Consider the following 25,773-nt stretch of genomic DNA (forward strand, 5'->3'; position numbering starts at 1 on the left):
AATTCGCGGGGGTGGCCGACCGGCGGGGGATACTGGACGGCGTCGGGGGCCGCGAGCAACCGATCCGGGCGGGACCGCGCAGGTCGGCGGGCACAGTGAGAGGCAGGGAGAACAGCAGTGACGTACACGATTGCGGAGCCGTGCGTGGACGTGATGGACAAGGCATGCATCGAGGAATGCCCCGTCGACTGCATCTACGAGGGCGGTCGCATGCTGTACATCCACCCCGACGAATGCGTGGACTGCGGTGCGTGCGAACCGGTGTGCCCCGTCGAGGCGATCTTCTACGAGGACGACGTGCCGGACGAGTGGTCCGCGTACGTGAAGGCGAACGTCGACTTCTTCGACGACCTGGGCTCGCCCGGTGGTGCCGCCAAGCTCGGCAAGGTCGACTACGACCCGCCGTTCATCAAGGCGCTGCCTCCCATGGGCGAGGATTGAGTTGTCCGCTACGGTGACCACACGCGCACGACGTTCGGTGGCGAAGACCCTGCCGGACTTCCCCTGGGACTCGCTGACCGACGCGAAGGCGAAGGCGTCGGCGCATCCGGACGGCATCGTCAACCTCTCGGTCGGAACCCCGGTCGACCCGGTTGCCCCGGTGATCCGCGAGGCACTCGTCGCGGTCGCGGAGGAGCCGGGCTATCCGACGACCCACGGCACCGCCGAACTGCGGGCCGCCGCCGTCGGAGCGCTGGCCCGCCGCTACGGCATCAGCGGTCTCGACGAGTCGGCGATCCTGCCGGCGATCGGGACCAAGGAAATGATCGCGTGGCTGCCGACCCTGCTCGGTCTCGGCGCCGACGATCTCGTCGTCATTCCCGAACTGGCCTACCCGACCTACGAGGTGGGGGGTCTGCTCGCCGGCGCGCGACTGATCCGTGCGGACGGCCTCAACCGGCTCGGCCCGGAGGGCGCGGCGCTGGTGTTCGTGAACTCCCCGTCGAACCCGACCGGCAAGGTGCTCGGCCTCGACCACCTGCGCAAGGTCGTCGACTGGGCCCGCAGCCGCGGCGCGATCGTCGTGTCCGACGAGTGCTACCTGGGTTTGACCTGGGAAGGCGAAGCGCTGTCGATCCTGCACCCGAGCGTGTGCGACGGCGACCACACGGGCCTGCTGGCCGTGCACTCGTTGTCGAAGACCTCGAACCTGGCCAGCTACCGCGCCGGGTTCGTCACCGGAGACGCCGACCTGGTCGCGGACCTGCTCGAGGTGCGTAAGCACTCGGGCATGATGCTGCCGCTGCCGATCCAGTCCGCGATGACCGCGGCGCTGCTCGACGACGAGCACGAGAACGTTCAGCGCGAAAGGTATCGCGCGCGACGTGAGGTGCTGCTCGCGGCGGTGCGCGGCGCCGGCTTCACCGTCGACCATTCGGAGGCCGGGCTGTACCTGTGGGCGACGCGCGGCGAGGAGTGCCGCGCGACCGTCGACTGGTTCGCCGACCGCGGAATTCTGGTGGCGCCGGGCGAGTTCTACGGTCCCGGCGGTGTACAGCACGTGCGGATCGCGCTGACCGCGACGGACGAGAGGATCGCCGCGGCCGCATCCCGACTCGGCTGAACGGGCTCGGTAACCCGAACAACCGGTCACCCGCAGGTAGATTGGCGCCCGTGAGCACCTCAGGCGACGATCCGCGATCTGTGGTGCTCTATGTCCTGTTCGTGATGCTCGCGACGCTGCTTGCGCTGCGGTGGTCCGGCGCACGGGATTTCCGGACGTTCCTGTGGCCACCGCCCCTGGCCGCGACGGTGCTGTGGCTCGTCGTCGCGGTGCCGTCGCTGCTGCAGCTCGCCGTGCCCGCGCTGAACGAGATCTTCCGGCGCAACCCCGTGCAGATCCGCGACGACGGCGAATGGTGGCGGGTCGTGACATCGGCGTTCGTCCAGGACGGGGGAGTGGCCGCGACCTTCGCGAACCTGATGTTGCTCGCTCTGCCGGCCGTCGCGGGCGTGCGCGTGTGGGGGCCCGGCCGTGCGATCGCATTGTTTGCCGCCGGGCAGTTGCTGTGGGGGTTGTTCACGTCGTTCGTGTCGCCGTCCGCCGGGGCCGGTTGCTCCGCGGCGGCGTTCGCACTGGCGGCCGCGACCGCGGGACTGTGGTTGGCGGTCGGTGCGCGCCGGATCGAGCTGGCGATGTCGCTGGCGATCCTTTCGATGGGCGCGTTGCTGCTGCTGATCGACGACGCGCACGGTGTGGCCGTGCTGTGCGGAATGCTGCTCGGTGCGGTGCTCGGCACCGTGATGCCGCCGACTCGTCAGGTCCCGGCAGCGGCGGTCGGCGCCTGAGCGTGCGGGCTGTGGGAAGGTGATGCGGTGTCTGCACTCCTGTCCTCGCTGAACCCCCTCGCCGTCGCGCGCGGCGACGACCTGCCCGACGCCGTCCGCATCGACGGGCACACCCTGTCCCGCAGCGACATCCTCGGCGCTGCGACCGCCGTCGCGGCGCGGGTTGCGCGGGCCGAGCGGGTTGCCGTGCTCGCGACCCCCACCGCGGCGACGGTCGTCGCGATCGTCGGCGCGCTGCTGGCGGGGGTGACGGTCGTTCCGGTGCCGCCGGATTCCGGTCCGGCCGAGCGCGCCCACATCCTGAACGATTCCGGTGCGCAGGCGTGGCTGGGTGCGGCACCCGAACCGGACGGAGCCGGCCCGCAGCTGCCGGTGATCGCGGTGCGGCTGCACGCACGGGACTGGCACGCGCTGCCCGAGCCGGACCCGGCCCGTATCGCGTTCGTGCTCTACACCTCGGGCACGACCGGAGCGCCCAAGGGTGTGCTGCTGAGCCGTCGCGCAATCGCCGCGGGTATCGATGCGCTCGCGGAGGCGTGGGAGTGGACGGGCCGGGACACCCTGGTGCACGGGCTGCCGCTGTTCCACGTGCACGGGCTGATCCTCGGTGTTCTGGGGCCGCTGCGAGTGGGCAGTCGATTGATCCACACCGGCAAGCCGACTCCGCAGGCGTACGCGGAGGCGCAGGGAACCTTGTACTTCGGGGTGCCGACGGTGTGGTCGCGGGTCGTCGAGGACGAGGAGGCGGCACGGGCGCTGAGCGGGGCGCGGCTGCTGGTGTCCGGAAGCGCCCCGTTGCCGGTGCCGGTGTTCGAACGGCTGCGCGAGCTGACCGGTCTGACCCCGATCGAGCGGTACGGGATGAGCGAGACGATGCTGACGTTGAGCACCCGCGTCGACGGGGAACGTCGTCCCGGATGGGTGGGGACGCCGGTGCGCGGAGTGCAGACCCGGTTGCGGGACGAGCACGGTGCCGGGGTGCCGCACGATGGCGAGAGCATCGGAGTACTGCAGGTTCGCGGGCCGATGCTGTTCGACGGCTACCTCAACCGCCCCGACGCGACCGCGGAATCACGAACCGACGACGGCTGGTTCGTGACCGGCGACGTGGCTGTGATCGATCCCGACGGCTTCCACCGCATCGTGGGGCGCGAATCGACCGATCTGATCAAGTCGGGCGGGTTCCGGGTCGGGGCCGGCGAGATCGAGACGGTTCTCCTCGGGCACCCCGCGGTGCGTGAGGTCGCGGTCGTCGGGGTGCCCGACGACGACCTGGGGCAGCGCATCGTCGCGTTCGTCGTACCGCGTCCCGGTGGTCCGGCGGTCGACGAAGGAGAACTCATCAATCTTGTAGCGCAACAACTTTCGATCCACAAGCGACCGCGCGAAGTGCGGGTGGTGCGGGACCTTCCCCGCAACGCGATGGGGAAGGTGCAGAAGAAGCTGCTGAGCGGGTAGGGTCCGCTGCCGGGGATGGGCCCCGACGGTGGCGGAGTTCCGTGAGAAATCTGTGACTCGGGGTTGCGCATTCCGCCCCCGAGGGCGGATTGTTCTCTGCACAGTAGGTTCGTCTACTCATTGGGGGGTTGAAACATGTCTGTGACCGATCACGTGCGTCCGACGGTTCCGGGGGGAGGCGAACCCGCCTTCGTCGTCGACGGGAAGCCGGCATCGATACCGCTGCGTGATCTGCCGGCGGTCGCGCGGAAACTCGTGGCGCACTTCGCCGACCACGTCGCGCCGTGCTCGTTGCGGCCCGGCGACTCGCTGCGCGGCGACGTCACCGACGTCACCGTTCGATGCCTGCGCATCGCGATCCACCTGCTCGACGCGGGCGAACTGCCGTCGGACGCGGACCTGGCCGAGCTGCGCAGCAGCGCCGCTCAGTGGGCGCGCGCCGGTTTCCGGCTCGAGTACATGCTGCGCATCTACCACGAGGGCATCCGCCTCGGCTGGGAACTCGTGACCGACCGCGCCGGTGAGGGCGACATCGAGTCCGTCGCCGCCGCATCCCGGTTGTGGATGGCGCTGCTCGAGCGTGTCACCGTCGCGGCCACCACCGGTTTCGTCGCCGAACTCGACGCGATCAAGCGGGAACGGGACGTCGCCGCACAGGAACTGGTCACCGCCCTGATCAGCGGGCAGGACGCGGCCGCGGTCGCACGGCGGTCCGGGCTCGAGCTGGCCGACGGATATACGGTGCTCGGCCTGGCACTGGCCCGGCACCCCGACGCCCGCAATCCGCACGTGCGGCAGGACGTCGTCGCCCGTCGTACTCTGCGTCGCGTCGAGGTCGAACTGGAGGCGGCGTGCGAGGGGCGGCAGTTGTCGCTGCTCGGGCCGGAGGGCGGCACGGTGCTGCTCGCGGGTGCGCGCAGCGACGAGGCCATCGCGATGCTGCGCGAGCGTATCGAGGTGGTCGCGGGTGTACCGGTGACGATCGTGCTGGTTCACTCGACGGTCTCCGAGGTGCCGGTGGGGGCGCAGCAGGCTCACGAACTGCTCGATCTGGTCCGTCAGCTCGGGCGCCCGGCCGGGGTGTACCGCATGCAGGACCTCGCGCTCGAATACCAGCTCACCCGCCCCGGCCCGGCGCGCGAGTACCTCGCGCGGGTGCTCGAGCCGCTCGACGAGACCCCGGAACTCGTCGAGACTCTCGAGACGCACATCGCCCACGATCTCAGCCGGCAGCTCACCGCCCGCACACTCCACGTGCACGCCAACACCGTCGACTACCGGCTCAAGCGCATCGCGCAGCTGACCGGGTTCGACCCCACCCGGCCGTCCGGGCTGCGGCAGTTGCAGGCAGCGATCGTGGCTCGCAGGCTGGAGGGCATTGTCGCAGAACAGACGACCGGCCTCACGATCTTGTAACGATTGCATTTCGTGACCGATATAGTGTGACTGGCGTCATATCGGGGGGTATAGCCCTCCACGTCGAATCGGTCTCGGGAGGAGTCGTATGGCGGTGCCCGACGCACGGAAGCGTCGCCCCACGAGGCGGGCCGCGGCGTATCTCGTGGTCGTTGCGGTCCTGCTCGGGCTCGGTGCCGGTGTGGCGGGAGCCGTCCGCTCCTGGCAGGACCGGTGCGAAGTCGTCGACCGATACGCCCTCGCGGTGGCTCCCGGGATCGCGGACGCGGTCACCGACGTGCTCGCCCGTGCCGACACCGGATGCACGAGCTTCACCGTCTCGGTCGCCGAACCCGGCGACGTCACCGGCCTGCTCGGCACCGGCGAAGGGGCACCCGACCTGTGGATTCCGGATTCGGGCTCGTGGGCGACCCGCGCGTCGGCAATCGCGTCCGGTCCGGTGCAGACGATCCTCACCCCGATCGCGACCACGCCGGCGGTTCTGGTCGCCCGCGTCGGGCAGGTGCCCGAGGTGGCGACCTGGCGCGCCGCTCTCGCCCTGCCGAACCTGCGTCCGGGCAATCCGTTGCGCACCGGGATCGCGGCGTCCGCGATCCGCGCGGCACTGGCCGAAACCGAGGACGATGCCGTCGCGATCGGAACCGTCCGCACCGCGATGGCACCTCTCGCCCAACGCGAGAGCGACCGCGTCGACGAGCCGCCGGCCGGATCTGTGCTGTTCGACCTGATCGCGTCGGACGGGGGTGTCGGCGTCGGAACCGAGCAGCAACTGCAGGAGTACATCGCGAGCCACGCGCCCGAAACGGCAGCGCCCGGAACCGTCGCGCTCGAGGCCGTGGTGCCGGACAACGGAAGCATCCTGCTCGACTACTCCCTGGTGGTGACGTCCCCGGAGCCGGAGCGACACCGCGCGGCGACCGCTGCGGCGCGGGTGCTTGCGGATGTGTTCGCAACCCAGTGGGCGCGGGATGTCTTCGTCGAGCACGGATTCCGCGATCCGGCCGGTCACGCCCTGCCCGACGGTGCCGGACTCGGGGAGATCACCACGATGACCCTCACCGACGAGAGCATCGCCCAGGAGACGCTGCGAGCCTGGGCAGTGCTGGCTCTGCCGATCCGCACGCTGGTCGCCGTCGACGCCTCCGCCTCGATGAACACATCGGTCGGCGGATCCACCCTCCTGCAGCTCACGGAACAGGCGGCGCGCTCCGGAACCGCGATGTTCCCGGGCAGCGTGCAGGCCGGTCTGTGGGTGTTCGCCGACGACCTCGGCGAGAACGGGCAGGACCACCGCGAGGTACTGCCCATCCGGCGGCTCGACGCCACGGTGGGCGGGCACACGCAGCGGGAACTGATGAACTCGCTCAGCACGGCGGTGGGCTCGACGGCCGGCGACCGCAGCGCCGTCTACGACACGACTCTCGCGGCGTTCCGGCAGATGCAGGCCACGTACGATCCGCGCGCGATCAACAGCGTCATCGTCCTGACCGACGGTGAGGACGACGAACCGGACGGCATCAGCGAGGAAGACCTGATCGCGACCCTCGAACGCGAGCAGAACCCGGCCCGGCCCGTCATCGTCGTCACGGTCGGCATCACGGCCGGTGCCGACGCGGAGGCGCTCGCGGCGATCTCCCACGCCACCGGCGGTACGAGCTACATCGCGCAGGAACCCGGCGACATCTCCGCGATCTTCGTCAGTGCCCTCGCGGACCGGGCCGGTTAGGGACCGGCCGGGTGCGCCGTTGCCACATCCATCCGATCGCGGCGATCACCAGGAACAGCACGAGCGTCGACAGCAGTTGGACGCGTGCGGTGTCGTCGAACAGCATCAGGACGATGAACATCCCGAGCAGGGCGAGCGTGACCCAGCTCAGGTAGGGGAACGCCCACATGCGGACCGTGAGGACGCCCTCGCGCTCGAAGCGGGGCCGCAGACGCAACTGTGCCACGACGATGAAGATCCAGATCGCGAGCAGTGCGGAGCCGACCGCGTTGAGCAGGACCTCGAGCAGCGTCTCCGGGAGCAGCCAGTTCAGCAGCACGCTGACGAATCCGAAGAACACCGACAGCAGCACCGCGTTGCGCGGCACCCCCGTCCGGGATAGCCGGCCCAGGGCGGCGGGACCGTCACCGCCGCGGGACAGAGCGAACGCCATCCGCGACGTTCCGTAGACGTTCGCGTTGAACGCCGACAGCAGCGCCACCACCACGACCAGTTCCATGAACCCGGACACGTACGGGATGCCCGCCATGTCGAGCACGGACACGAACGGCGAATCCTCGTTGCTGCCCGCGACGGTCCACGGCAGTACCAGCACCATGATCGCGATGGAACCCAGATAGAACAGGCTGATGCGCCAGACCACGGTGCGCACCGCGGTCGCGATGGACCGTTCCGGGTCGCGGGATTCGGCGGCGGCGATGGTGACGATCTCGATGCCGCCGAACGCGAACGCGACCGCGAGCAGACCCGCGGCGATCCCGGCTATACCGTTGGGCGCGAATCCGTCGCCGTCGCCGAGCAGATGTGTCAGCCCGACCGGTTCGGTCCCGGGCAGCAGGCCGAACACCAGCAGCACACCGATGACGAGGAACCCGATGATCACCGCGACCTTCAGTGCGGCGAACCAGAATTCGAACTCGCCGAAGTTCGCGACCTTCGCGAGGTTGACGACAGCGAAGAACGTGACGAACACCAGGGCGACGACCCACTGCGGCACCCCGGGCATCCACGAGCTCACGATGCTCGAGGCGCCGGTGATCTCGACGCCGAGCACCATGATCAGCATGAACCAATAGAGCCAGCCCATCACGAAGCCCGCCCACCCGCCGATGCCGATGCGCGCGTAGTGGGAGAACGAGCCGCTGGCGGGCAGTGCGGCACCCATCTCGCCGAGCATCCGCATCACGAAGATGATCATGATGCCGGCGAGGACGTACGAGACGATCACCGCGGGACCGGCGGCGGCGATGCCGACACCGGACCCCAGGAACAGTCCCGCGCCGATCGCCGAACCGAGCCCCATCATCGTCAGGTGCCGGACCTTCAGGCCGGTACCGAGATCCTCGATGTCCGTTCGCGATCGACCGGCTTCCGTCACGGTTCTACTCGACGATGGGTGCGAATCAGTCGTTGGCGTGCAGGGCAGCGTTCAGCTCGACTCCGGTGCCCTTGTTGGGGACGACCTCGACCGCACCGCTGACCGAGTTGCGGCGCAGCAGCAGGTTCGACGCGCCACTGAGGTCCTTGGCCTTGATAACGGTGCCGTCCGGGCCGGTGACCTTGGTGCCTGCGGTGACGTACAGCCCGGCCTCGACGATGCAGTCGTCGCCGAGCGAGATGCCGACACCGGCATTGGCGCCGAGCAGGCAGCGCTTGCCGACCGAGATGACTTCCTTGCCGCCGCCGGAGAGCGTGCCCATGATCGACGCGCCGCCGCCGACGTCGGAGCCGTCGTCGACGACCACCCCGGCCGAGATCCGGCCCTCCACCATCGAGCTGCCGAGCGTGCCGGCGTTGAAGTTCACGAAGCCCTCGTGCATGACGGTGGTGCCGGGCGCGAGGTGCGCACCGAGGCGCACGCGGTCGGCATCGGCGATGCGCACACCGGACGGCACGACGTAGTCCACCATGCGGGGGAACTTGTCGACCCCGAACACGGTGACGTGACCGCGGATGCGCAGACGGGAGCGGACGATCTCGAAGTTCTCGACGGCGCACGGGCCGAAGTTCGTCCACACGACGTTGGCGAGGAGACCGAAGATGCCGTCCATGTTCTGCCCGTGGGGCTGAACCAGGCGGTGCGAGAGCAGATGCAGGCGCAGGTACGCGTCGTGGGCGTCGACCGGAGCCCGGGAGAGGTCCGCGATCGTGGTGCGCACCACGACCTGGGTGACCTCGCGGGCCTCGTCGGTGCCGACCAGCAGCGCAAGGTCCGACGGGATGTCGGTTCCTTCGAGTCGCTGCGTGCCCGTCTCGCCGTATTCACCCAGCGTGGGGGCCGGGTACCAGGTGTCGAGGACGGTGCCGTCCGCCGCGATGTTCGCGATGCCTACTGCTGATGCTCCCTGTGCACTCACGGTCGAGAAGATTACGCGAGGGCATCGTCCTGCTGCGCCTGCCCTGTGAAAATCAGGCGTTCCGTATCGTGCATCTATGCCCGTACCGCGTCTGAACCTGCACGCCGATCCCGTCGAGTTGACCGCTGCCCTGGTGGACATTCCCAGCGTGTCGCAGGACGAGGCGGTGATCGCCGACGCGGTCGAGACCGCTCTGCGCGAGCAGACCGCCGGGTTCGAGGTGGTGCGCTGCGGCAACGCGGTGCTCGCCCGCACGAATCGCGGTCTGGGCAGCCGCGTCATGCTCGCCGGGCACCTGGACACCGTGCCCATCGCCGACAACGTCCCGTCCCGCCGCGACGGTGATCTGCTGTGGGGCTGCGGCACCGTCGACATGAAATCGGGCGACGCGGTGTTCCTGCATCTGGCGGCGACGGTCACGGACCCCGCGCACGACCTGACGCTCGTCTTCTACGACTGCGAGGAGATCGCGGCGCAGTTCAACGGCCTCGGCCGGATCGAGAAGGAACTGCCGGACTGGCTGGCTGCGGACGTCGCGATCCTCGGTGAGCCGACGGCCGGCCAGATCGAGGCGGGTTGCCAGGGCACGCTGCGGGTACGGCTGACCACGTCCGGGGTGCGGGCGCACTCGGCCCGGTCATGGCTGGGGGACAACGCGATCCACCGGCTCGCCCCGGTGCTCGAGCGGCTGTCGCGGTACGCCGCGCGGTCGGTGGACATCGACGGTTGCGTGTACCGGGAAGGGTTGTCGGCGGTGCGCGTCACCGGCGGTGTCGCCGGGAACGTCGTGCCCGACGCCGCCGACGTCGACGTGAACTTCCGGTTCGCGCCGGATCGCACGGTCGAACAGGCGCTCGCTCACGTGCGGGAGGTGTTCGACGGTCTCGACGTCACGCTCGAACTGACCGACGCCTCGCCCGGTGCGCTGCCCGGCCTGTCGGATCCGGCGGCGGCCGCGCTGGTCGAGGCCGCCGGCGGCCGGTTCCGCGCCAAATACGGCTGGACCGACGTCTCGCGGTTCGCTGCGTTGGGCATTCCCGCCGTGAACTACGGGCCGGGCGACCCGAATCTCGCGCACAAGCGTGACGAACATGTCCCGGTCCAGCAGATCACCGATGTGGCCGCGGTGCTGCGCGCCTACCTGTCCCGATAGCGTGGCCCCCATGTCAGGCGACTCCGAATCCGAGCGGCGGAAGTCCCGCGCCAAGATCGTTCAACGCGGACCCGTGCAGTTGCGCGGTGATCGCGCGGTCGAGACCACCACGATGGACCAGCGTCTGCTGGACCGTCGCGGACCGACCGACTGGGTGCACACGGATCCGTGGCGGGTGCTGCGCATCCAGAGCGAATTCATCGAAGGATTCGGGTCGCTCGCCGAGGTGCCGCGCGCGGTCGCGGTATTCGGGTCGGCGCGCACGCCGGAGGACCATCCCGAGTACGCGCTGGGGCGGAAGCTCGGCGCGGCGCTGGTCGAGGCGGGATATGCGGTCGTCACCGGTGGTGGTCCGGGTGCGATGGAGGCCGCGAACCGCGGTGCCAGCGAATCCGGCGGGTTCTCGATCGGTCTCGGTATCGAGCTGCCGTTCGAGCAGGCCCTCAACGAATGGGTCGATCTGGGCCTGAACTTCCGGTACTTCTTCGCCCGCAAGACCATGTTCGTCAAGTACTCGCAGGCGTTCATCTGCCTTCCCGGCGGGTTCGGGACGCTCGACGAGCTGTTCGAGGCGGTGACCCTCGTGCAAACCCACAAGATCACCCGGTTCCCGATCGTCCTGCTCGGCTCCGGCTACTGGTCGGGACTGCTCGACTGGATCCGCGACGTCATGGTGCACGACGGCAAGATCTCGCCCGGCGACCTGGATCTGCTGTCGGTCACCGACAGCGTCGAGGAGGCGGTGCGCATCGTCGTCGAGGCTCACCGCGGGGACGAGGCGGAGTCGGTGTACGAGGAGAACGTCTCGTGGTGAGCGGGGCGCCGATCGCGCTGTCGGTATGCGTGTACTGCGCGTCCGGACCCGTCGACGAGCAGTACCTGGAGCTGGCCGCGGCCGTGGGGACCGAGATCGGCCGGCGCGGCTGGCAGCTCGTGTCCGGCGGCGGCAACGTGTCGATGATGGGCGCGGTCGCCGAGGCCGCCCGTGAGGCCGGTGCACACACCGTCGGGGTGATCCCGAAGGCGCTGGTGCATCGCGAGGTCGCCGACATCGACGCGGACGAGCTGATCGTCACCGAGACCATGCGTGAACGCAAACAGGTGATGGAGGATCGGGCGCACGCGTTCATCGCGTTGCCCGGCGGGATCGGCACCCTCGAGGAACTGTTCGAGACGTGGACGGCCGGATACCTGGGCATGCACGACAAGCCGGTGGTGCTGCTCGATCCGGTGGGACACTACACGGGACTGCTCGAGTGGCTCCGATCGATGGTCGGCACCGGATTCGTCGCACAGCGCGCACTCGACGGGCTGCAGGTCACGGCGGATGTTGCGGAGGCTCTGGATCGCTGCGCGGCCGGTGTTGTGAGTTAGCGCACCTTCGCCCCTCGCCAGCGTGCTTACTCTCAAGTAGGTTGGGTGGCCGACGCTGCCCTTCGACGCCTGTGCGGCCCCTCCGAGAGGATGTCAGTGACCACCGAGCACAAATCGACGATCTCCCTGCTGGGCCTTGCCGGCCAGCTTCCGGCGATGCTGCCGGACCTGCCCAGCTTGCTACGCGGTGCGCTGGGCCTGACCCGACGTCCCGACGCCCGAGAATCGATCGGTCTGGTCTTCCAGCGCGTCGCCGACCGCCGGCCGGACCGGCCGTTCCTGCGGTTCGAAGGCGACACGCTCAGCTACGGAGACGCCAACGCCCAGGTCAACCGCTACGCAAGCGTCCTGGCGCAGCGAGGAGTGCAGACCGGCGACGTCGTCGGCATCCTCATGCAGAACCGGCCCGAGGCCCTGCTGATAACACTCGCCGCCGTCAAACTCGGTGCCGCCGCGGGCATGCTCAACCACCACCAGCGCGGCGACGTCCTCGCCCACAGCCTCGGCCTCCTCGACAGTCGGGTGCTCGTGGTCGGCGAGGAATGCGAGGACGCCGTGTCTTCGATCGACTCGGCATCCCTCGGCACGTCCCCGCACGCCGTCGACGTGCTGCGGGTCGGCGAACTCGACGCCCTGGCTGTCGGCGCCGACGCCGCGAATCCCGCGGTCACCGAGCGTCTGCAGGCGCACCACATCGCGTACTACATCTTCACCTCCGGCACGACCGGCCTGCCCAAGGCCAGCCGGATGAGCCACTTCCGCTGGCTCAAATCGATGTCCGGTCTCGGCAGCCTCGGCGTCCGGTTGCGCCGCGACGACACCCTGTACTGCTGCCTGCCGCTGTACCACAACAACGCCCTGACGGTCGCGCTGTCGTCGGTCCTCGCGTCCGGTGCGACGCTCGCGCTCGGCCGTAAGTTCTCGGCCTCCGGGTTCTGGGCGGACGCGAAACGCAACGGCTCGACCGCGTTCATCTACATCGGCGAAATCTGCCGCTACCTGCTCAACCAGCCGCCCCGCCCCGACGACCGCGACAACGACATCCGGCTCGTCGTCGGCAACGGGCTGCGCCCCGAACTGTGGAACGAGTTCACCGAACGGTTCGGGATCGACCGGGTCGCCGAATTCTACGGCGCCAGCGAATGCAACATCGCCTTCATCAACGCCCTCAACCAGACGCACACCGCGGGGGTGTGCCCGCTGCCGTACGCCGTCGTCGACTACGACCACGACACCGGCAAGGCCCGCCGCGGCCGGGACGGCCGACTCCGCCGTGTCGGCAACGGCGAGGTGGGGCTGCTGCTCGCGAAGGTCACCGACCGGGCACCGTTCGACGGCTACACCGATCCCGACGCCACCGAAGCCAAACTGGTCCGTAACGGATTCGCCGACGGCGACACCTGGTTCGACACCGGCGATCTCGTGCGCAGTCAGGGCTTCATGCACGTCGCGTTCGTCGACCGCCTCGGCGACACCTTCCGGTGGAAGGGCGAGAACGTCGCGACCACCGAGGTCGAAGCCGCGGTCTCCGGGCACGTCGCGATCTCCCAGGCCGTCGTCTACGGCGTCGAGGTCCCCGGCACCGACGGCCGGGCCGGAATGGCCGCCGTGACGTTGCATCCCGGCGCCGAATTCGACGGCGGGCGGCTCGCCGACGAGCTGTTCGCCTCGCTGCCGGCGTACGCGGTGCCGCTGTTCGTGCGGATCGTCGACGAGCTCGAGCACACCAGCACGTTCAAGAGCCGCAAGGTGGATCTGCGCGACGAAGGATTCAGCAAGACCGGAGACGACCCGCTGTACGTCCTCGAAGGGCGGTCCGGGGGATACCGGCGCGCCTACGACGGGTACACCGAGGCCGTCGCGCGAGGAGAGCTGCCTTCCTCGCGCTGACGCCGGACGCGGCGCGGGCACAGCCGGTTCGCGCCGCGGCGGCCGGTCCTCGGCTCCGTGCGTTTCCGGTGCGTGCCAGGATGGGGTCATGATCGGCCCTGCCACCTCCGGTGACACTCGTCCCGTCTCCCAGCGCACCCGCCCGGCATCCGCCGCCCCCGCGCAGTCGCCGGTGGGCCCGCTGCCGACGCTCTGTGGCCGGCCCGTGGCGACCGATCGGGCACTGGTGATGGCCATCGTCAATCGCACCCCGGACTCGTTCTACGACCGTGGTGCCACGTTCACCGACGAGGCGGCACTGGCCGCGGTCGACCGCGCAGTCGCCGAGGGCGCGGACCTCGTCGACATCGGCGGGGTCAAGGCAGGACCGGGCGAGGTCGTCGACACCGCGGAGGAGATCCGGCGTGTGGTGCCGTTCGTCGCCGCGATCCGGGCGCGCTACCCCGAGGTGATCATCAGCATCGACACATGGCGCGCGGACGTGGCCCGGCGCGCGGTCGCCGAAGGCGCAGACCTGATCAACGACACGTGGGCGGGCGCCGACCCGGGCCTCGTCGCGGTCGCCGCCGAGCTCGGTGCCGGCATCGTCTGCTCGCACACCGGCGGCGCGGTGCCGCGGACGCGTCCACACCGCGTGCGCTATCCCGACGTCGTCGGGCAGGTGACCAGCGAGGTGGTTGCCGCGGCCGAGAACGCTGCCCGGACCGGTGTCGCGGCGGACTCGATCCTCATCGATCCGACCCATGATTTCGGAAAGAACACCTATCACGGGCTCGAGTTGTTGCGGCACGTGGACGTTCTCGTGAATACCGGGTGGCCGGTGCTGATGGCGCTGAGCAACAAGGACTTCGTCGGGGAGACTCTGGGGGTGGAACTCGCCGACCGGTTGGAGGGCACCTTGGCAGCGACAGCATTGGCCGCCGCGGCAGGCGCGCGGATGTTTCGAGTTCACGAGGTCGCAGCGACCCGCCGGGTCGTCGACATGGTCGCCGCGATCGCGGGCACCCGCCCCCCGGCCCGTACGACCCGGGGCCTGGCATGAGCGCCCCGGCCCGCACCGGAACGGGCGCGCCGGCCCCCGCGTGGAACGAGACGAACAGCTGGGATCAACCGGGCTGGACGGTCGCCGAGCTCGAGCGCGCGAAGGCCGGCCGCACCGTGTCGGTGGTGCTGCCGGCGTTGAACGAGGAGAAGACGGTAGGCGGTGTCGTGGACACGATCCACCCGCTCCTCGGCGGCCTCGTCGACGAACTGATCGTGCTCGATTCGGGGTCCACCGACGCCACCGCCGAGCGCGCACGGGCCGCGGGTGCGCGCGTGCTGTCCCGCGAGGAAGCCGTGCCGGGCGTCGACCCCGTTCCGGGCAAGGGCGAGGTGCTGTGGCGTTCCCTGGCTGCCACCACCGGCGACCTGATCGTCTTCGTCGACTCCGATCTGATCAAGCCGGACCCGGCGTTCGTGCCGAAACTGCTCGGCCCACTGTTGCTCGGCGACGGCGTCCATCTCGTCAAGGGCTACTACCGGCGACCGCTGCGGGTGAGCGGCACCGAGGACGCGAACGGCGGCGGTCGCGTCACCGAACTGGTGGCGCGTCCGCTGCTGGCTGCGTTGCGCCCGGAACTCACGTGCGTGCTGCAGCCGCTCGGCGGCGAGTACGCCGGTACCCGTGAACTGCTGACGGCGGTGCCGTTCGCACCCAGCTACGGGGTCGAGATCGGGTTGCTCCTCGACACCTACGACCGCCTGGGGCTCGGCGCGATCGCGCAGGTCAACCTGGGGGTCCGCAAACACCGGAACCGGCCGCTGTCGGATCTGGGGGTCATGAGCAGGCAGATCATCGGCACCATGCTGCGCCGCTGTGGCATCCCCGATTCCGGCGCGCCGCTGACCCAGTTCCTCGTCGACGGGGATTCGTTCGTGCCGGTCGCCCGACACGTCGAGCTGACCGATCGGCCACCGATGAACACCGTGATCGGCAGCCCCGGGGCTTGATGTCGGTGGTCCGTGCCAAGATCGGACCATGCTGACGGTTCTGCTGTACGTCGTCGTCATGGTGGTCGTCGGCGCGGTGTTGTTCGCGACCGCGAGCGCGGTGTTCGGTCGGGGAGAAGTCCTGGCGCCGATCCCTCCGGGGACCACGGCGACGGTGCTGCCCGCCACCGACGTCACGGGCGTCGACGTTCGCGACCTGCGTTTTCAGCAGGTGGCCCGGGGTTACAAGACGTCCGAGGTGGACTGGGCACTGGACCGCCTGGCCCGGGAGATCGACGGTCTGCGCGCCCGTGTCGCCGAGTACGAGAACGCCGCCGAATACGAGAACGCCGCCGAATACGAGAACGCCGGGGAGTCGGGGACCGACGACGGTAGCGTCGACGCGGACGCCGAGACCGAAGCGATCGCCACCGACGCCGTTGCCGCCAGAGCGGAGGCGGCCCGAGCCGAGAAAGCGGGTTCCGAACCGGGGGAGGAGAATCCGTGAGCGACAACCTCGTGCGGTGCCCCTGGGCGATCGACACGCCCGGCTCCACCCTCTACCGCGAATACCACGACACCGAATGGGGCCGGGAGCTGCACGGCCGCGACGCACTGTTCGAACGTCTGTGCCTCGAGGCGTTCCAGTCCGGGTTGTCGTGGCTGACGATCCTGCGCAAGCGGGAGGCGTTCCGGCAGGCCTTCGCCGGTTTCGACGTCGACGTGGTCGCGGGCTTCGGTGGCGCCGACGTCGATCGCTTGCTCGGCGATGCCGGAATCGTCCGGAACCGCCGCAAGATCGACGCTGTGATCGCCAACGCCCGCGCCGTGCTGGATCTGTCCGGGACGGACCTGGACACGCTGCTGTGGTCGTTCGCGCCGCCGCGACGCACGGCACGGTTCGCGACGATCGCGCAGGTACCTGCCGTCACCGACGAATCCATCGCGATGGCCCGTGAGCTCAAGCGTCGCGGGTTCCGGTTCGTCGGCCCGACCACGGCATATGCGCTCATGCAGGCCACCGGAATGGTCGACGACCACCTCGCGGACTGCTGGGTCCAAGTGGACGCTTGATCAGAAATTGTGATGTGACCGAGGAGTCAGCTACCCGGTCGATGCCCGGATAGGGAAGAATGGGAAGGCGAGCCCGCCGATAAACTGTCCGGGCACAACGGTAACCCAGGCGCTCGGTAGTCGAGCGCAGATTTGGAGGGAGCAGAGGATGGCGGCCATGAAGCCCCGGACCGGGGACGGTCCCCTCGAAGCAACCAAAGAGGGACGAGGAATCGTCATGAGGGTTCCACTCGAGGGAGGCGGACGTCTGGTCGTCGAGCTCACGCCGGAAGAGGCCGCGGCCCTCGGTGACGAACTCAAGAGTGTTACCAGCTGATCTGTCCGATTGCGGACGATCCGGGCCCTGCGCTCCACGGTGCGCGGGGCCCGGTCGCGTATCCCGGACCCATCGACCCTGTGAGGAGCGCCGGTGCTCGACGCGGTGACCGATCTGCTTGCGTGCCCACAGTGCGGACTCGGTATGGATCTCGACGGCTCCGCCCTGTTGTGCGAGAGCGGACACAATTTCGATGTTGCGAAACAGGGCTATGTCACGCTCCTCACCGGCGCCGCGACCCGATTCACCGGCGACAGCGCCGACATGATCGCCGCGCGCGGCGATTTTCTCTCTGCGGGTCATTACGACCCCATCCGTGACGCCGTCGCCCGGGCCTGCGCCGACACGGTTTCCGGCGACAGCCCCGTCCCGCCTCGGATCCTCGAGGTGGGGGCGGGCACCGGCCAGTACCTCGCCACCGTCCTCGACGCCCTGCCCGGCTCGCGTGGCATCGGACTCGACGTCTCGAAGCCCGCGGTGCGCCGCATCGCCCGCAGTCACCCGCGCGTCGGCGCCGTGCTCGCCGACGTGTGGCGACAACTCCCGGTGCGGTCCGGATCCCTCAGTCACGTCCTGTCGATCTTCGCGCCGCGCAACGCCGACGAAACCCACCGCGTGCTCGAACCCGGCGGGCGGCTCGTCGTCGTCACGCCGACGAGCGAGCATCTGCGGGAACTGGTCGCGTTGCCGGGCATGGTGCAGGTCGACGACCGGAAGACCGAACGTCTCGGTGCGGCCCTGTCCGGCGCCTTCGACCGCACGGCTCGCCGCGAGGTCCGGTTCCCGATGGCGCTGCCGCACCCCGCGCTCGCGCTGCTCGCGGGGATGGGGCCCTCTGCCCATCACGTCACGGCCGATCGCCGTGCGGCGCTCCTGGCGGACCTGCCGGAACCGTTCCCGGTGACGGCGTCGGTCGTCGTCTCGGTGTGGACTCGGCGTGACTGACACCGGCCCTACGGCTCACCGCCGCGCGGTCACATCCTGATAGACGGCGAGTGTCTGCCGCGCGATCTGCGCCCACGAGAACTCGGCGATCGCGCGATCGCGGCCGGCGTGACCCAACCGGGCGGCGAGATCCGCATCGAGCGCGATTTCGTCGACGGCCGCTGCGAGCGCACGCTCGTAGACCTGCGGCTCGTACGAGTTGTAGTGCACGAGGCGTCCCGTGACACCGTCCTCGACGACCTCCGGGATCCCGCCGACATCGGATGCGACCACCGCGGTTTCGCAGGCCATTGCCTCGAGGTTCACGATCCCGAGCGGTTCGTACACCGACGGGCACACGAACACCCTTGCCGCCGAGAGGATCTCGCGGACCGATTCGGTGGGCAGCATCTCCTGTACCCAGAACACGCCGCCGCGCCGCTCTCGCAGTTCGGCGACCGCGCGTTCGGTCTCGGCGGCGATCTCCGGCGTGTCCGGGGCGCCGGCGCACAGCACCAGCTGGATGTCCGGATCGAGATGGTGCGCCGCCGCCACCAGATGGCCGACACCCTTCTGCCGGGTGATGCGGCCGACGAACGCGACGATCGGCCGGTCCGGGTCGACACCGAGCCGTTCGAGCGCCGACTCGGAGCCTCTCGCCGGGCCCGGATGCCACACCCCGGTGTCGATGCCGTTGCGAACCACATGCACCCTCGCCGGATCGACGAACGGGTATGCGTCGAGGACATCGAGCCGCATCCCGGCGCTGACCGCGATGATCGCGTCGGCGTATTGCACGGCATTGCGTTCGGACCATGAGGAGATGCGGTAGCCACCGCCGAGTTGCTCGGCCTTCCACGGCCGCCGCGGTTCGAGCGAGTGGGCGGTGAGCACGTGGGGCACGTCGTACAGTTCGGCCGCGAGGTGCCCGGCCAGGCCCGAATACCAGGTGTGCGAATGCACGACGTCGACGCCGCTCGCCGCCTGCGCCATCCGCAGTTCCGCCGACAACGTCGTCAGCGCGGCATTCGCGCCGGCGAGCGCCGGATCCGGGTCGTGGACGAAAGCGCCCTCGCGGGGCGCGCCCATGCAGTGCACGTCGACTTCGCACAGCCTGCGCAGCTGCGCGACCAGCTCGGTGACGTGCACTCCGGCGCCGCCGTAGACCTCAGGCGGGTACTCCCGCGTCATCATTGCCACCCGCACCCGCCCAAACTATCGGTCCCGCGATGTTCCGGCCACCGGGGTGTTCCCGCGTGTCGATGTGCCGCATCGCTGGCGGCGCTGTGGGGTGGCGGATAGGTTGACTGTGTGAGGAGCCAGCCCCATGTGCTTGGAATCGTGCTCGCCGGCGGCGAGGGCAAACGCCTGTACCCGCTCACGGCGGACCGGGCCAAGCCCGCCGTGCCGTTCGGCGGCGCCTACCGCCTGATCGACTTCGTGTTGAGCAACCTGGTGAACGCAGGCTATCTGCGCATCTGTGTGCTGACGCAGTACAAGTCCCATTCGCTGGACCGGCACATCTCCCAGACGTGGCGGCTGTCCGGCTTCACCGGCGAATACATCACGCCGGTCCCGGCGCAGCAGCGGCTCGGTCCGCGCTGGTACACCGGCAGCGCCGATGCGATCCTGCAGTCGCTGAACCTGGTGTACGACGAGGATCCCGAGTACATCGTCGTGTTCGGCGCCGACCACGTCTACCGCATGGATCCCGAGCAGATGGTCCACCAGCACATCGAATCCGGCGCCGGAGTCACCGTCGCCGGTATCCGGGTGCCGCGCAGCGAAGCATTCGCGTTCGGGTGCATCGACAGCGACGAACAGGGCCGCATCACCCAGTTCCTGGAGAAGCCGGCGCACCCACCCGGCACCCCCGACGACCCGAACGTGACGTTCGCGTCGATGGGCAACTACGTGTTCACCACCAAGGTGCTCGTGGAGGCGCTGCGCGCCGACTCCGAGAACCCCGACTCCGACCACGACATGGGCGGTGACATCATCCCGGCGCTGGTCGCGCAGGGTGCCGCGCACGTCTACGACTTCAACGACAACGTCGTGCCCGGAGCCACCGAACGCGACCGCGCCTATTGGCGGGACGTGGGGACACTCGACGCCTTCTACGACGCGCACATGGACCTGGTGTCCGTGCACCCGATCTTCAATCTCTACAACAAGCGCTGGCCGATCCGCGGCGCCGCCGAGAACCTGCCGCCCGCGAAATTCGTCCAGGGCGGGCTCGCGCAGGAATCGATCGTCGGGGCCGGCAGCATCCTGTCCGCCGCGACCGTCCGCAACTCCGTGCTCAGCTCGAACGTCATGGTCGAGGACGGCGCGACCGTCGAGGGCAGCGTGCTCATGCCGGGCGTGCGCATCGGCAAGGGCGCGGTGGTGCGCCGCGCGATCCTCGACAAGAACGTCGTGGTCGGCGACGGCGAGATCATCGGTGTCGACCTCGAACGCGACCGTCAGCGGTTCGCGGTCAGCAACGGCGGGGTCGTCGCCATCGGCAAGGGCGTGTGGATCTGACGGTGCTGGTCCCGGTCAGCTGATCCGCACCGCGCACAGCAGTCCGTCGCCGAGGGGCAGCACCACCGGTGCGAGGCGGTCGTCCGCCGACACGGCGCGCGCCGCATCCCGGACCGACAGAACTGTCGCGTCCCGTTCGGCGGGATCGGCGACGCGGCCGCCGAGCAGCGCGTTGTGCAGGACAAGGACGCCCCCCGGGCGCAGCAGGCGCACGCCTTCGCGCACATAGTGCGGATGATCGGCGGGGGTCGCGTCGACGAAGATCAGGTCGTATCCGGAATCGGCGAGCCGCGGCAGCACGTCCAGGGCCCGGCCGTTGATGAGCCGGGTACGCGACGCCGTGATCCCGGCTTCGCGGAACGCCTCCTTGGCCGCCCGCTGATGCTCGGGCTCGCTGTCGATCGTGGTGAGCACGCCGTCCTCACGCAGGCCGTGCAGCAGCCACAGCCCGCTCACCCCGGCGCCGGTCCCGATCTCGACGACGGTCTTGGCGTCGAGCATCCGGGCGAACAGTGCGAGCGTGGCGCCGACAGACGGGGGGGATCGGATCGGCACCCAGGTCGAGGGCACGTTCCCGCGCCGCGACGAGCTGCTCGTCCTCGACGACGACATTCTCGGCGTGGGCCAGGATCCGTTCGGCATTGGTCTGCACGCGTCGAGGCTAGCGTCGAGAAGACGTTCACGCAGGCAGGCGCGCACGACCGGGGGAAGGATTCTCAGGTCCGCCTCAGGCTACTCATAGGGCCGGCACATGGCGAAGGGGGAGGGTGAAGACACGGCACACAGCAGACCGCGCTGAAACGGTCGACGGTTGTCACGCGCCGGCCGGGAACAATCCGGCTGTCCCGGGCGTTGCCCGGGATACGTGGCAGTTCTCAGATCGGCGGTCCCGAAGAGGAGGATCCAGCGATCCACATGGTCGAAACCCACACGAGCGACACCCGCACCCTTCCCGGCGTCGACCTGCTCGACGGCAGTGCCCTCGGCGGTGCCGAAGCCGTTGACGGTGGCGAAGCCGTTGCAGAGCTGACCGGCACCGCGGTGTTCGACGCCACCGGTGATCGCGGGTCGATGCCGTCATGGGACGAGCTGGTCCGTGAACACGGCGACCGTGTGTACCGGCTCGCCTACCGGCTGTCCGGCAACGCCCAGGACGCCGAAGACCTCACCCAGGACACGTTCATCCGAGTCTTCCGGTCCCTCCAGAACTACCAGCCCGGCACGTTCGAGGGCTGGCTCCACCGCATCACCACCAACCTCTTCCTCGATATGGTGCGCCGCCGTAACCGCATCCGCATGGAGGCGCTGCCCGAGGACTACGACCGGGTCCCGGCCGAGGGCCCGAACCCCGAGGAGATCTATCACGACGCGCGTCTCGACGCGGACCTGCAGTCCGCGCTCGATGCGCTGGCGCCGGAGTATCGTGCGGCAGTGGTGCTGTGTGACATCGAAGGACTCTCGTACGAGGAGATCGGTGCCACACTCGGCGTCAAGCTCGGAACGGTGCGCAGCCGCATCCACCGAGGTCGCCAGGCGCTGCGTGAGCATCTCCGCGAGAATGCGGAGATCGAGTCCGGTCGAGTCCGTGCGGGGTAGCCGCCAGGAGGGTTTGATGACGATGGCGTACCCGCCCCGACAGTTCGGCTCCACCGAGCATCTCGCCAGCGAGGCCGTCGCGGCGTATGTCGACGGCGAACTCCGGATGAACGCGTACCTGCGCGCGTCGCAGCACCTGTCGATGTGCCCGGAGTGCGCAGCCGAGGTCGAGGCCCAGCAGCAGGCCCGGCACGCACTGCGCAACGCCGCCCAGCGAGCCCCGCAGATGCCGAGTTCCCTGCTCGGCGCCCTCAGCAGCATCCCCACCCACCTCCAGGACACCGCCCTCCAGGACACGGCCGGGCAGAGCCCGCAGCCGCTGTGGCCCGGTCAGGACCAGATTTGGCCCGGGGGCCGGCGCTGGTCGATCCGCCGGCGCCGTTGACCCACCCGTGCACGAGTCCGCCCGCCGCGACCGGCCGGGCGGAGTCGGTAGCTCGGAGACCGGGGCCGTCGGTGATACTGGGCTCATCGGTGATACTGGGCACCGTGACTGACCACGACGGGGGAGACGGACACGCGTGACCGCGGAATCAGTGAAGCAGCCCGGGTGGCGAGCCACCGACACCGACGGTGAGCCGGCCGCCCGCGCCGCCGCCTCCCCGTCGATCGAACGTCCGGCGGACGCGCCGCGCCTGGAACCGCGACCGGTGTACCGGCCCGCGGTCGACCCTGCCGCGGCCCGTGTGTTCGGCCGGCCCTCGGGAACGGCCGGATCGTTCACCGACGCCGCCCGCGCCCGAGCCGCCGAACCCGCCGTCGAGCACGTCGCGCCGACCGACCCGGTCCTCGCCGAGGCGTTCGGCCGGCCCGAGGACGCCGACGACACTCTGCAGCGACCGCCCACCGGATCGGACACCGACGCCGGGGACGAGGCTCCCGAACCCGACCCGTGGCGCGATCCGTCGACGCCGGTACGGCTCGGACCCGCCGCGCAGCAGACCGGCGAGCAGGTGCTGCCGCCCGGCCGGAAGCTGACCCTGCGGGAAGTGCTGTTCGACCGTCGCATCGAGCCCCGCGCCCTTGCGACCCTCGCCGCGGTCGCGGTCGCGATCGGCATGGTGGGTGGCTTGATCGTCGCGCTGGTGACGTCCGACAACGGATCGCTCACCAGCCGGGGTGTGGCGCTGTCGCAGATCGCGGGAGACGACGAACTCCCGACCGGGCAGGTCGCGCGGGTCGCCGACGCGGTGCTCCCGGCGGTCGTGTCGATCCAGGTGACGCTCGGCGACGAGGCCGGCACCGGTTCCGGTGTCGTGATCGACGGCGCCGGCTACATCGTCACCAACAACCACGTGGTGTCGATGGCGGCGACAAGTCCCGACGCGAAGATCCAGGTGACGTTCAACGACGGCACCAAGATGCCCGCCTCGATCGTCGGCCGCGACATCCACACCGACCTCGCGGTGCTGGCAGTCGAGGACGTCGACAACCTGACGGTCGCCGAACTCGGACGGTCCGCCGACGTGCAGGTCGGTGAGGATGTCATCGCGGTCGGCTCGCCGCTCGGTCTGAGCAAAACCGTCACGCGCGGCATCGTCAGCGCCCTGCATCGGCCGATGCGTCTGGGTGGGCAGGGCACCGACACCGACGCCGTGATCGATGCGGTGCAGACCGATGCCTCCATCAACCCCGGTAATTCCGGTGGCCCCCTCGTCGACGCGGACGGTCGCGTCATCGGTATCAACTCGGCGATCAAGACCGAGACCGGCGGTTCGGTCGGGCTCGGTTTCGCGATCCCCATCGACACCGTCACGCAGGTTGCGCAGGAACTGATCCGCAACGGCGAGATGCGTCATCCGGAGATCGGGGTGAACGCCCGCACGGTCGTCAACGACACCGCCAGCGGAGCAGAGGTCGCGAACGTCCAGGCGGACAGTCCGGCCCAGCGTGCCGGGATCGTCGAGGGCGATGTGATCGTCAAGGTCGGCGACCGCACCGTGACCAGTGCCGATGAGCTGGTCGTGGCGGTTCACGAGCAGCGGATCGGGGAACCGGTCACCGTCCAGCTCGTGCGCAGCGGCCGCCTCGTCGACGTGCAGGTGACGCCGGAATCCGATTAGCCCGGATGGGAGGGCGATCCGGATTCGCCATGGACCGACTGTGACCTGCGCACGTCACCGCCCAACCCGGCCGCCGACCACGTAGGCTGGGGCGGTGTTCGGCAACATCGGTTGGGGCGAGTTCATGGTCCTCCTCGTCGCGGCGCTCGTGGTTCTGGGACCCGAGCGTCTGCCCGGCGCGGTCTCGTGGGTGACGAAGTCGCTGCGTCAGGTGCGGGACTACGCGTCCGGTGCCCGGCAGCAGCTCAAGGACGAACTCGGACCGGACTTCGAAGACCTGCGCAAGCCACTGTCCGAGCTCAACGAGCTGCGGGGGATGACCCCGAAGGCCGTCATCACCAAGCATCTGCTCGACGGCGACGATTCGATCCTCACCGGAAACTTCGACAAGCCGGCACAGAAGCCGCCGGCGTCGAACCCTCTCGGGGTGGGGGAGCGGCCCCCGATCGACACCGACGCCACCTGATCGTCCGATCGCCGACCCGGCAGGGCCGTGCGCTAGAGGTGACGGGTCGTGTCGATTCCCAGGGACATCCCGGCCAGGCCGCGGCGCCGCACCGCGAGCTTCTCGGCGATCTCGCGCAATGCCGTGCCGGCGGCTGAGTCCGGTGCACTGAGCACGATCGGGGTTCCGGCGTCGCCGGCCTCCCGGACCGCCGGATCGAGCGGGATCTGCCCGAGCAGCGGGACCTGGGCGCCGACCGCGCGGGTGAGACGCTCGGAGACGGCCTGGCCGCCGCCGGAGCCGAACACGTCCATGCGGGTGCCGTCGGGCAGCTCGAGCCACGACATGTTCTCCACGACACCGGCGATGCGCTGACGAGTCTGCAGCGCGATCGAGCCGGCCCGCTCGGCTACCTCCGCGGCGGCCTGCTGGGGAGTGGTGACGACGAGGATCTCGGCGCCCGGGATCAACTGGGCCACGGAGATCGCGACGTCGCCGGTGCCGGGCGGCAGGTCGAGCAGCAGCACGTCCAGATCGCCCCAGAACACGTCGGCTAGGAACTGCTGCAACGCCCGGTGCAGCATGGGCCCGCGCCACACGACGGGTGTGTTGCCCTGCGTGAACTGGGCGATGGAGATCATCTTCACGTCGTGCGCGATCGGCGGCATGATCATGCGCTCGACCTGCGTCGGCTTCGCGTCGGTGCCGAGCATGCGCGGGATCGAGTGGCCGTAGATGTCGGCGTCGAGGACACCGACGGACAGGCCGCGCGCGGCCATCGCGGCGGCGAGGTTGACCGTCACCGACGACTTACCGACACCACCCTTGCCCGACGCCACCGCGTAGACGCGGGTCAGCGATCCGGGCTGGGCGAACGGGATGACAGGTTCGCTGGAGTCGCCGCGCAGCGACTTGCGCAGTTCGGTGCGCTGTTCGTCGCTCATCACGTCGAGGGTCACGTCGATTGCGCCGACACCGGCGACGTCGGCGACGGCCTTGGTGACGCGTTCGGTGATCTCGGTGCGCAGGGGGCACCCAGCGGTGGTGAGGTAGACGGCGACGGCGACGTTGCCGTCGGCGTCGATGTCGATGCTCTTGACCATCCCGAGTTCGGTGATGGGTTTGCGGATCTCCGGATCCTGCACTCGCGCGAGTGCGTTGCGGATGTCGGATTCACTCACTGCCATGGCGCCCA

25 protein-coding genes and 1 pseudogene are annotated in these 25,773 nt (G+C 69.6%); 21 read left to right on the forward strand and 5 right to left on the reverse strand.

Annotated elements, in window-relative coordinates:
- Positions 1-117 precede the first annotated feature (117 nt).
- The 6 genes from fdxA (at position 118) to RZ1_RS05400 (ending at position 6,889) form a co-directional block, all read left to right on the forward strand.
- Positions 118-441 (forward strand): ferredoxin, encoded by a 324-nt coding sequence (gene fdxA / locus RZ1_RS05375; protein ID WP_072809893.1) that lies wholly within the window; start codon positions 118-120, stop codon positions 439-441.
- A 13-nt stretch (positions 442-454) separates the two neighbouring features.
- Positions 455-1,564, forward strand: a complete 1,110-nt coding sequence (gene dapC / locus RZ1_RS05380; protein ID WP_238072024.1) for a succinyldiaminopimelate transaminase — start codon at positions 455-457, stop codon at positions 1,562-1,564.
- Positions 1,565-1,614: 50 nt separating this feature from the next.
- Positions 1,615-2,289, forward strand: a complete 675-nt coding sequence (locus RZ1_RS05385) for a rhomboid family intramembrane serine protease (RefSeq protein ID WP_072809896.1) — start codon at positions 1,615-1,617, stop codon at positions 2,287-2,289.
- A gap of 27 nt (positions 2,290-2,316) precedes the next feature.
- Positions 2,317-3,747 carry an acyl-CoA synthetase gene (locus RZ1_RS05390; RefSeq protein WP_072809898.1) on the forward strand — a complete coding sequence of 477 codons (1,431 nt, stop codon included), beginning with the start codon at positions 2,317-2,319 and terminating at the stop codon, positions 3,745-3,747.
- Between the two features lie 135 nt (positions 3,748-3,882).
- Positions 3,883-5,163 carry a PucR family transcriptional regulator gene (locus RZ1_RS05395; RefSeq protein ID WP_072809900.1) on the forward strand — a complete coding sequence of 427 codons (1,281 nt, stop codon included), beginning with the start codon at positions 3,883-3,885 and terminating at the stop codon, positions 5,161-5,163.
- 94 nt (positions 5,164-5,257) lie between these two features.
- Positions 5,258-6,889 carry a VWA domain-containing protein gene (locus tag RZ1_RS05400; protein ID WP_238072023.1) on the forward strand — a complete coding sequence of 544 codons (1,632 nt, stop codon included), beginning with the start codon at positions 5,258-5,260 and terminating at the stop codon, positions 6,887-6,889.
- On the opposite strand, the gene RZ1_RS05405 is transcribed toward RZ1_RS05400, so the two are convergent.
- Together RZ1_RS05405 and dapD are read right to left on the reverse strand one after the other, a co-directional pair.
- A complete protein-coding gene (locus RZ1_RS05405; protein ID WP_372481622.1) occupies positions 6,861-8,195 on the reverse strand; it encodes an amino acid permease in 1,335 nt (444 codons plus the stop codon). The genes RZ1_RS05400 and RZ1_RS05405 overlap by 29 nt on opposite strands.
- Positions 8,196-8,292: 97 nt before the next feature.
- On the reverse strand, positions 8,293-9,246 hold the full coding sequence (dapD, locus tag RZ1_RS05410; protein ID WP_072809904.1) for a 2,3,4,5-tetrahydropyridine-2,6-dicarboxylate N-succinyltransferase: 954 nt from the start codon (positions 9,244-9,246) through the stop codon (positions 8,293-8,295).
- Between the two features lie 76 nt (positions 9,247-9,322).
- Between dapD and dapE the strand changes: the two genes are divergently transcribed.
- The 10 genes from dapE (at position 9,323) to RZ1_RS05460 (ending at position 17,969) form a co-directional block, all read left to right on the forward strand.
- Positions 9,323-10,399 (forward strand): succinyl-diaminopimelate desuccinylase, encoded by a 1,077-nt coding sequence (gene dapE / locus RZ1_RS05415; protein ID WP_072809905.1) that lies wholly within the window; start codon positions 9,323-9,325, stop codon positions 10,397-10,399.
- A gap of 10 nt (positions 10,400-10,409) precedes the next feature.
- Positions 10,410-11,213 (forward strand): LOG family protein, encoded by an 804-nt coding sequence (locus RZ1_RS05420; protein ID WP_072809907.1) that lies wholly within the window; start codon positions 10,410-10,412, stop codon positions 11,211-11,213.
- Positions 11,210-11,773, forward strand: a complete 564-nt coding sequence (locus RZ1_RS05425) for an LOG family protein (RefSeq protein WP_238072022.1) — start codon at positions 11,210-11,212, stop codon at positions 11,771-11,773. The genes RZ1_RS05420 and RZ1_RS05425 overlap by 4 nt, the downstream gene beginning before the upstream one ends.
- A gap of 90 nt (positions 11,774-11,863) precedes the next feature.
- Entirely contained in the window at positions 11,864-13,663 is a 1,800-nt protein-coding gene (locus RZ1_RS05430; protein WP_072809911.1) for a long-chain-acyl-CoA synthetase, read from the forward strand.
- A gap of 88 nt (positions 13,664-13,751) precedes the next feature.
- Complete coding sequence (gene folP / locus RZ1_RS05435) at positions 13,752-14,705, forward strand: dihydropteroate synthase (RefSeq protein ID WP_072809912.1); 954 nt, start codon at positions 13,752-13,754, stop codon at positions 14,703-14,705.
- Positions 14,702-15,655 carry a glucosyl-3-phosphoglycerate synthase gene (locus RZ1_RS05440; RefSeq protein ID WP_072809914.1) on the forward strand — a complete coding sequence of 318 codons (954 nt, stop codon included), beginning with the start codon at positions 14,702-14,704 and terminating at the stop codon, positions 15,653-15,655. Before folP ends, RZ1_RS05440 begins: the two co-directional genes overlap by 4 nt.
- Positions 15,656-15,683: 28 nt before the next feature.
- Positions 15,684-16,142 (forward strand): DivIVA domain-containing protein, encoded by a 459-nt coding sequence (locus RZ1_RS29555; protein WP_083583535.1) that lies wholly within the window; start codon positions 15,684-15,686, stop codon positions 16,140-16,142.
- Complete coding sequence (locus RZ1_RS05450) at positions 16,139-16,708, forward strand: DNA-3-methyladenine glycosylase I (protein ID WP_072809915.1); 570 nt, start codon at positions 16,139-16,141, stop codon at positions 16,706-16,708. The genes RZ1_RS29555 and RZ1_RS05450 overlap by 4 nt, the downstream gene beginning before the upstream one ends.
- Positions 16,709-16,856: 148 nt before the next feature.
- Entirely contained in the window at positions 16,857-17,024 is a 168-nt protein-coding gene (locus tag RZ1_RS05455; protein WP_006554284.1) for a DUF3117 domain-containing protein, read from the forward strand.
- Positions 17,025-17,117: 93 nt separating this feature from the next.
- On the forward strand, positions 17,118-17,969 hold the full coding sequence (locus RZ1_RS05460) for a putative RNA methyltransferase (protein ID WP_072809917.1): 852 nt from the start codon (positions 17,118-17,120) through the stop codon (positions 17,967-17,969).
- A 15-nt stretch (positions 17,970-17,984) separates the two neighbouring features.
- Here RZ1_RS05460 and glgA read toward each other — a convergent pair whose 3' ends face one another.
- On the reverse strand, positions 17,985-19,154 hold the full coding sequence (gene glgA / locus RZ1_RS05465) for a glycogen synthase (protein WP_072809919.1): 1,170 nt from the start codon (positions 19,152-19,154) through the stop codon (positions 17,985-17,987).
- A gap of 105 nt (positions 19,155-19,259) precedes the next feature.
- Here glgA and glgC point away from each other — a divergent pair, with 105 nt between their 5' ends.
- Positions 19,260-20,474: a glucose-1-phosphate adenylyltransferase gene (gene glgC / locus RZ1_RS05470; protein ID WP_072809921.1), complete on the forward strand. Its 1,215-nt coding sequence runs from the start codon at positions 19,260-19,262 to the stop codon at positions 20,472-20,474.
- A 15-nt stretch (positions 20,475-20,489) separates the two neighbouring features.
- Here the strand turns inward: glgC and RZ1_RS05475 are convergent.
- Positions 20,490-21,126, reverse strand: a pseudogene (locus RZ1_RS05475) (O-methyltransferase).
- Between the two features lie 311 nt (positions 21,127-21,437).
- On the opposite strand from RZ1_RS05475, the gene sigE reads away from it, so the two are divergent.
- From sigE to tatB, 4 genes are all read left to right on the forward strand, one after another.
- Positions 21,438-22,070 carry an RNA polymerase sigma factor SigE gene (gene sigE, locus RZ1_RS05480; RefSeq protein WP_072810003.1) on the forward strand — a complete coding sequence of 211 codons (633 nt, stop codon included), beginning with the start codon at positions 21,438-21,440 and terminating at the stop codon, positions 22,068-22,070.
- Positions 22,071-22,086: 16 nt separating this feature from the next.
- On the forward strand, positions 22,087-22,455 hold the full coding sequence (locus RZ1_RS05485; protein WP_072810005.1) for a zf-HC2 domain-containing protein: 369 nt from the start codon (positions 22,087-22,089) through the stop codon (positions 22,453-22,455).
- Between the two features lie 136 nt (positions 22,456-22,591).
- Positions 22,592-24,133 carry a S1C family serine protease gene (locus RZ1_RS05490; protein ID WP_083583536.1) on the forward strand — a complete coding sequence of 514 codons (1,542 nt, stop codon included), beginning with the start codon at positions 22,592-22,594 and terminating at the stop codon, positions 24,131-24,133.
- 94 nt (positions 24,134-24,227) lie between these two features.
- Positions 24,228-24,599, forward strand: coding sequence for a Sec-independent protein translocase protein TatB (gene tatB, locus RZ1_RS05495; RefSeq protein WP_072809922.1), 372 nt, complete (start codon positions 24,228-24,230; stop codon positions 24,597-24,599).
- 32 nt (positions 24,600-24,631) lie between these two features.
- Here the strand turns inward: tatB and RZ1_RS05500 are convergent, their stop codons facing one another.
- Positions 24,632-25,765: an Mrp/NBP35 family ATP-binding protein gene (locus RZ1_RS05500; protein ID WP_174565168.1), complete on the reverse strand. Its 1,134-nt coding sequence runs from the start codon at positions 25,763-25,765 to the stop codon at positions 24,632-24,634.
- Between the last annotated feature and the right edge of the window lie 8 nt (positions 25,766-25,773).

Source organism: Rhodococcus zopfii NBRC 100606 = JCM 9919 (assembly GCF_001895025.1).
Lineage (GTDB): Bacteria > Actinomycetota > Actinomycetes > Mycobacteriales > Mycobacteriaceae > Rhodococcus > Rhodococcus zopfii.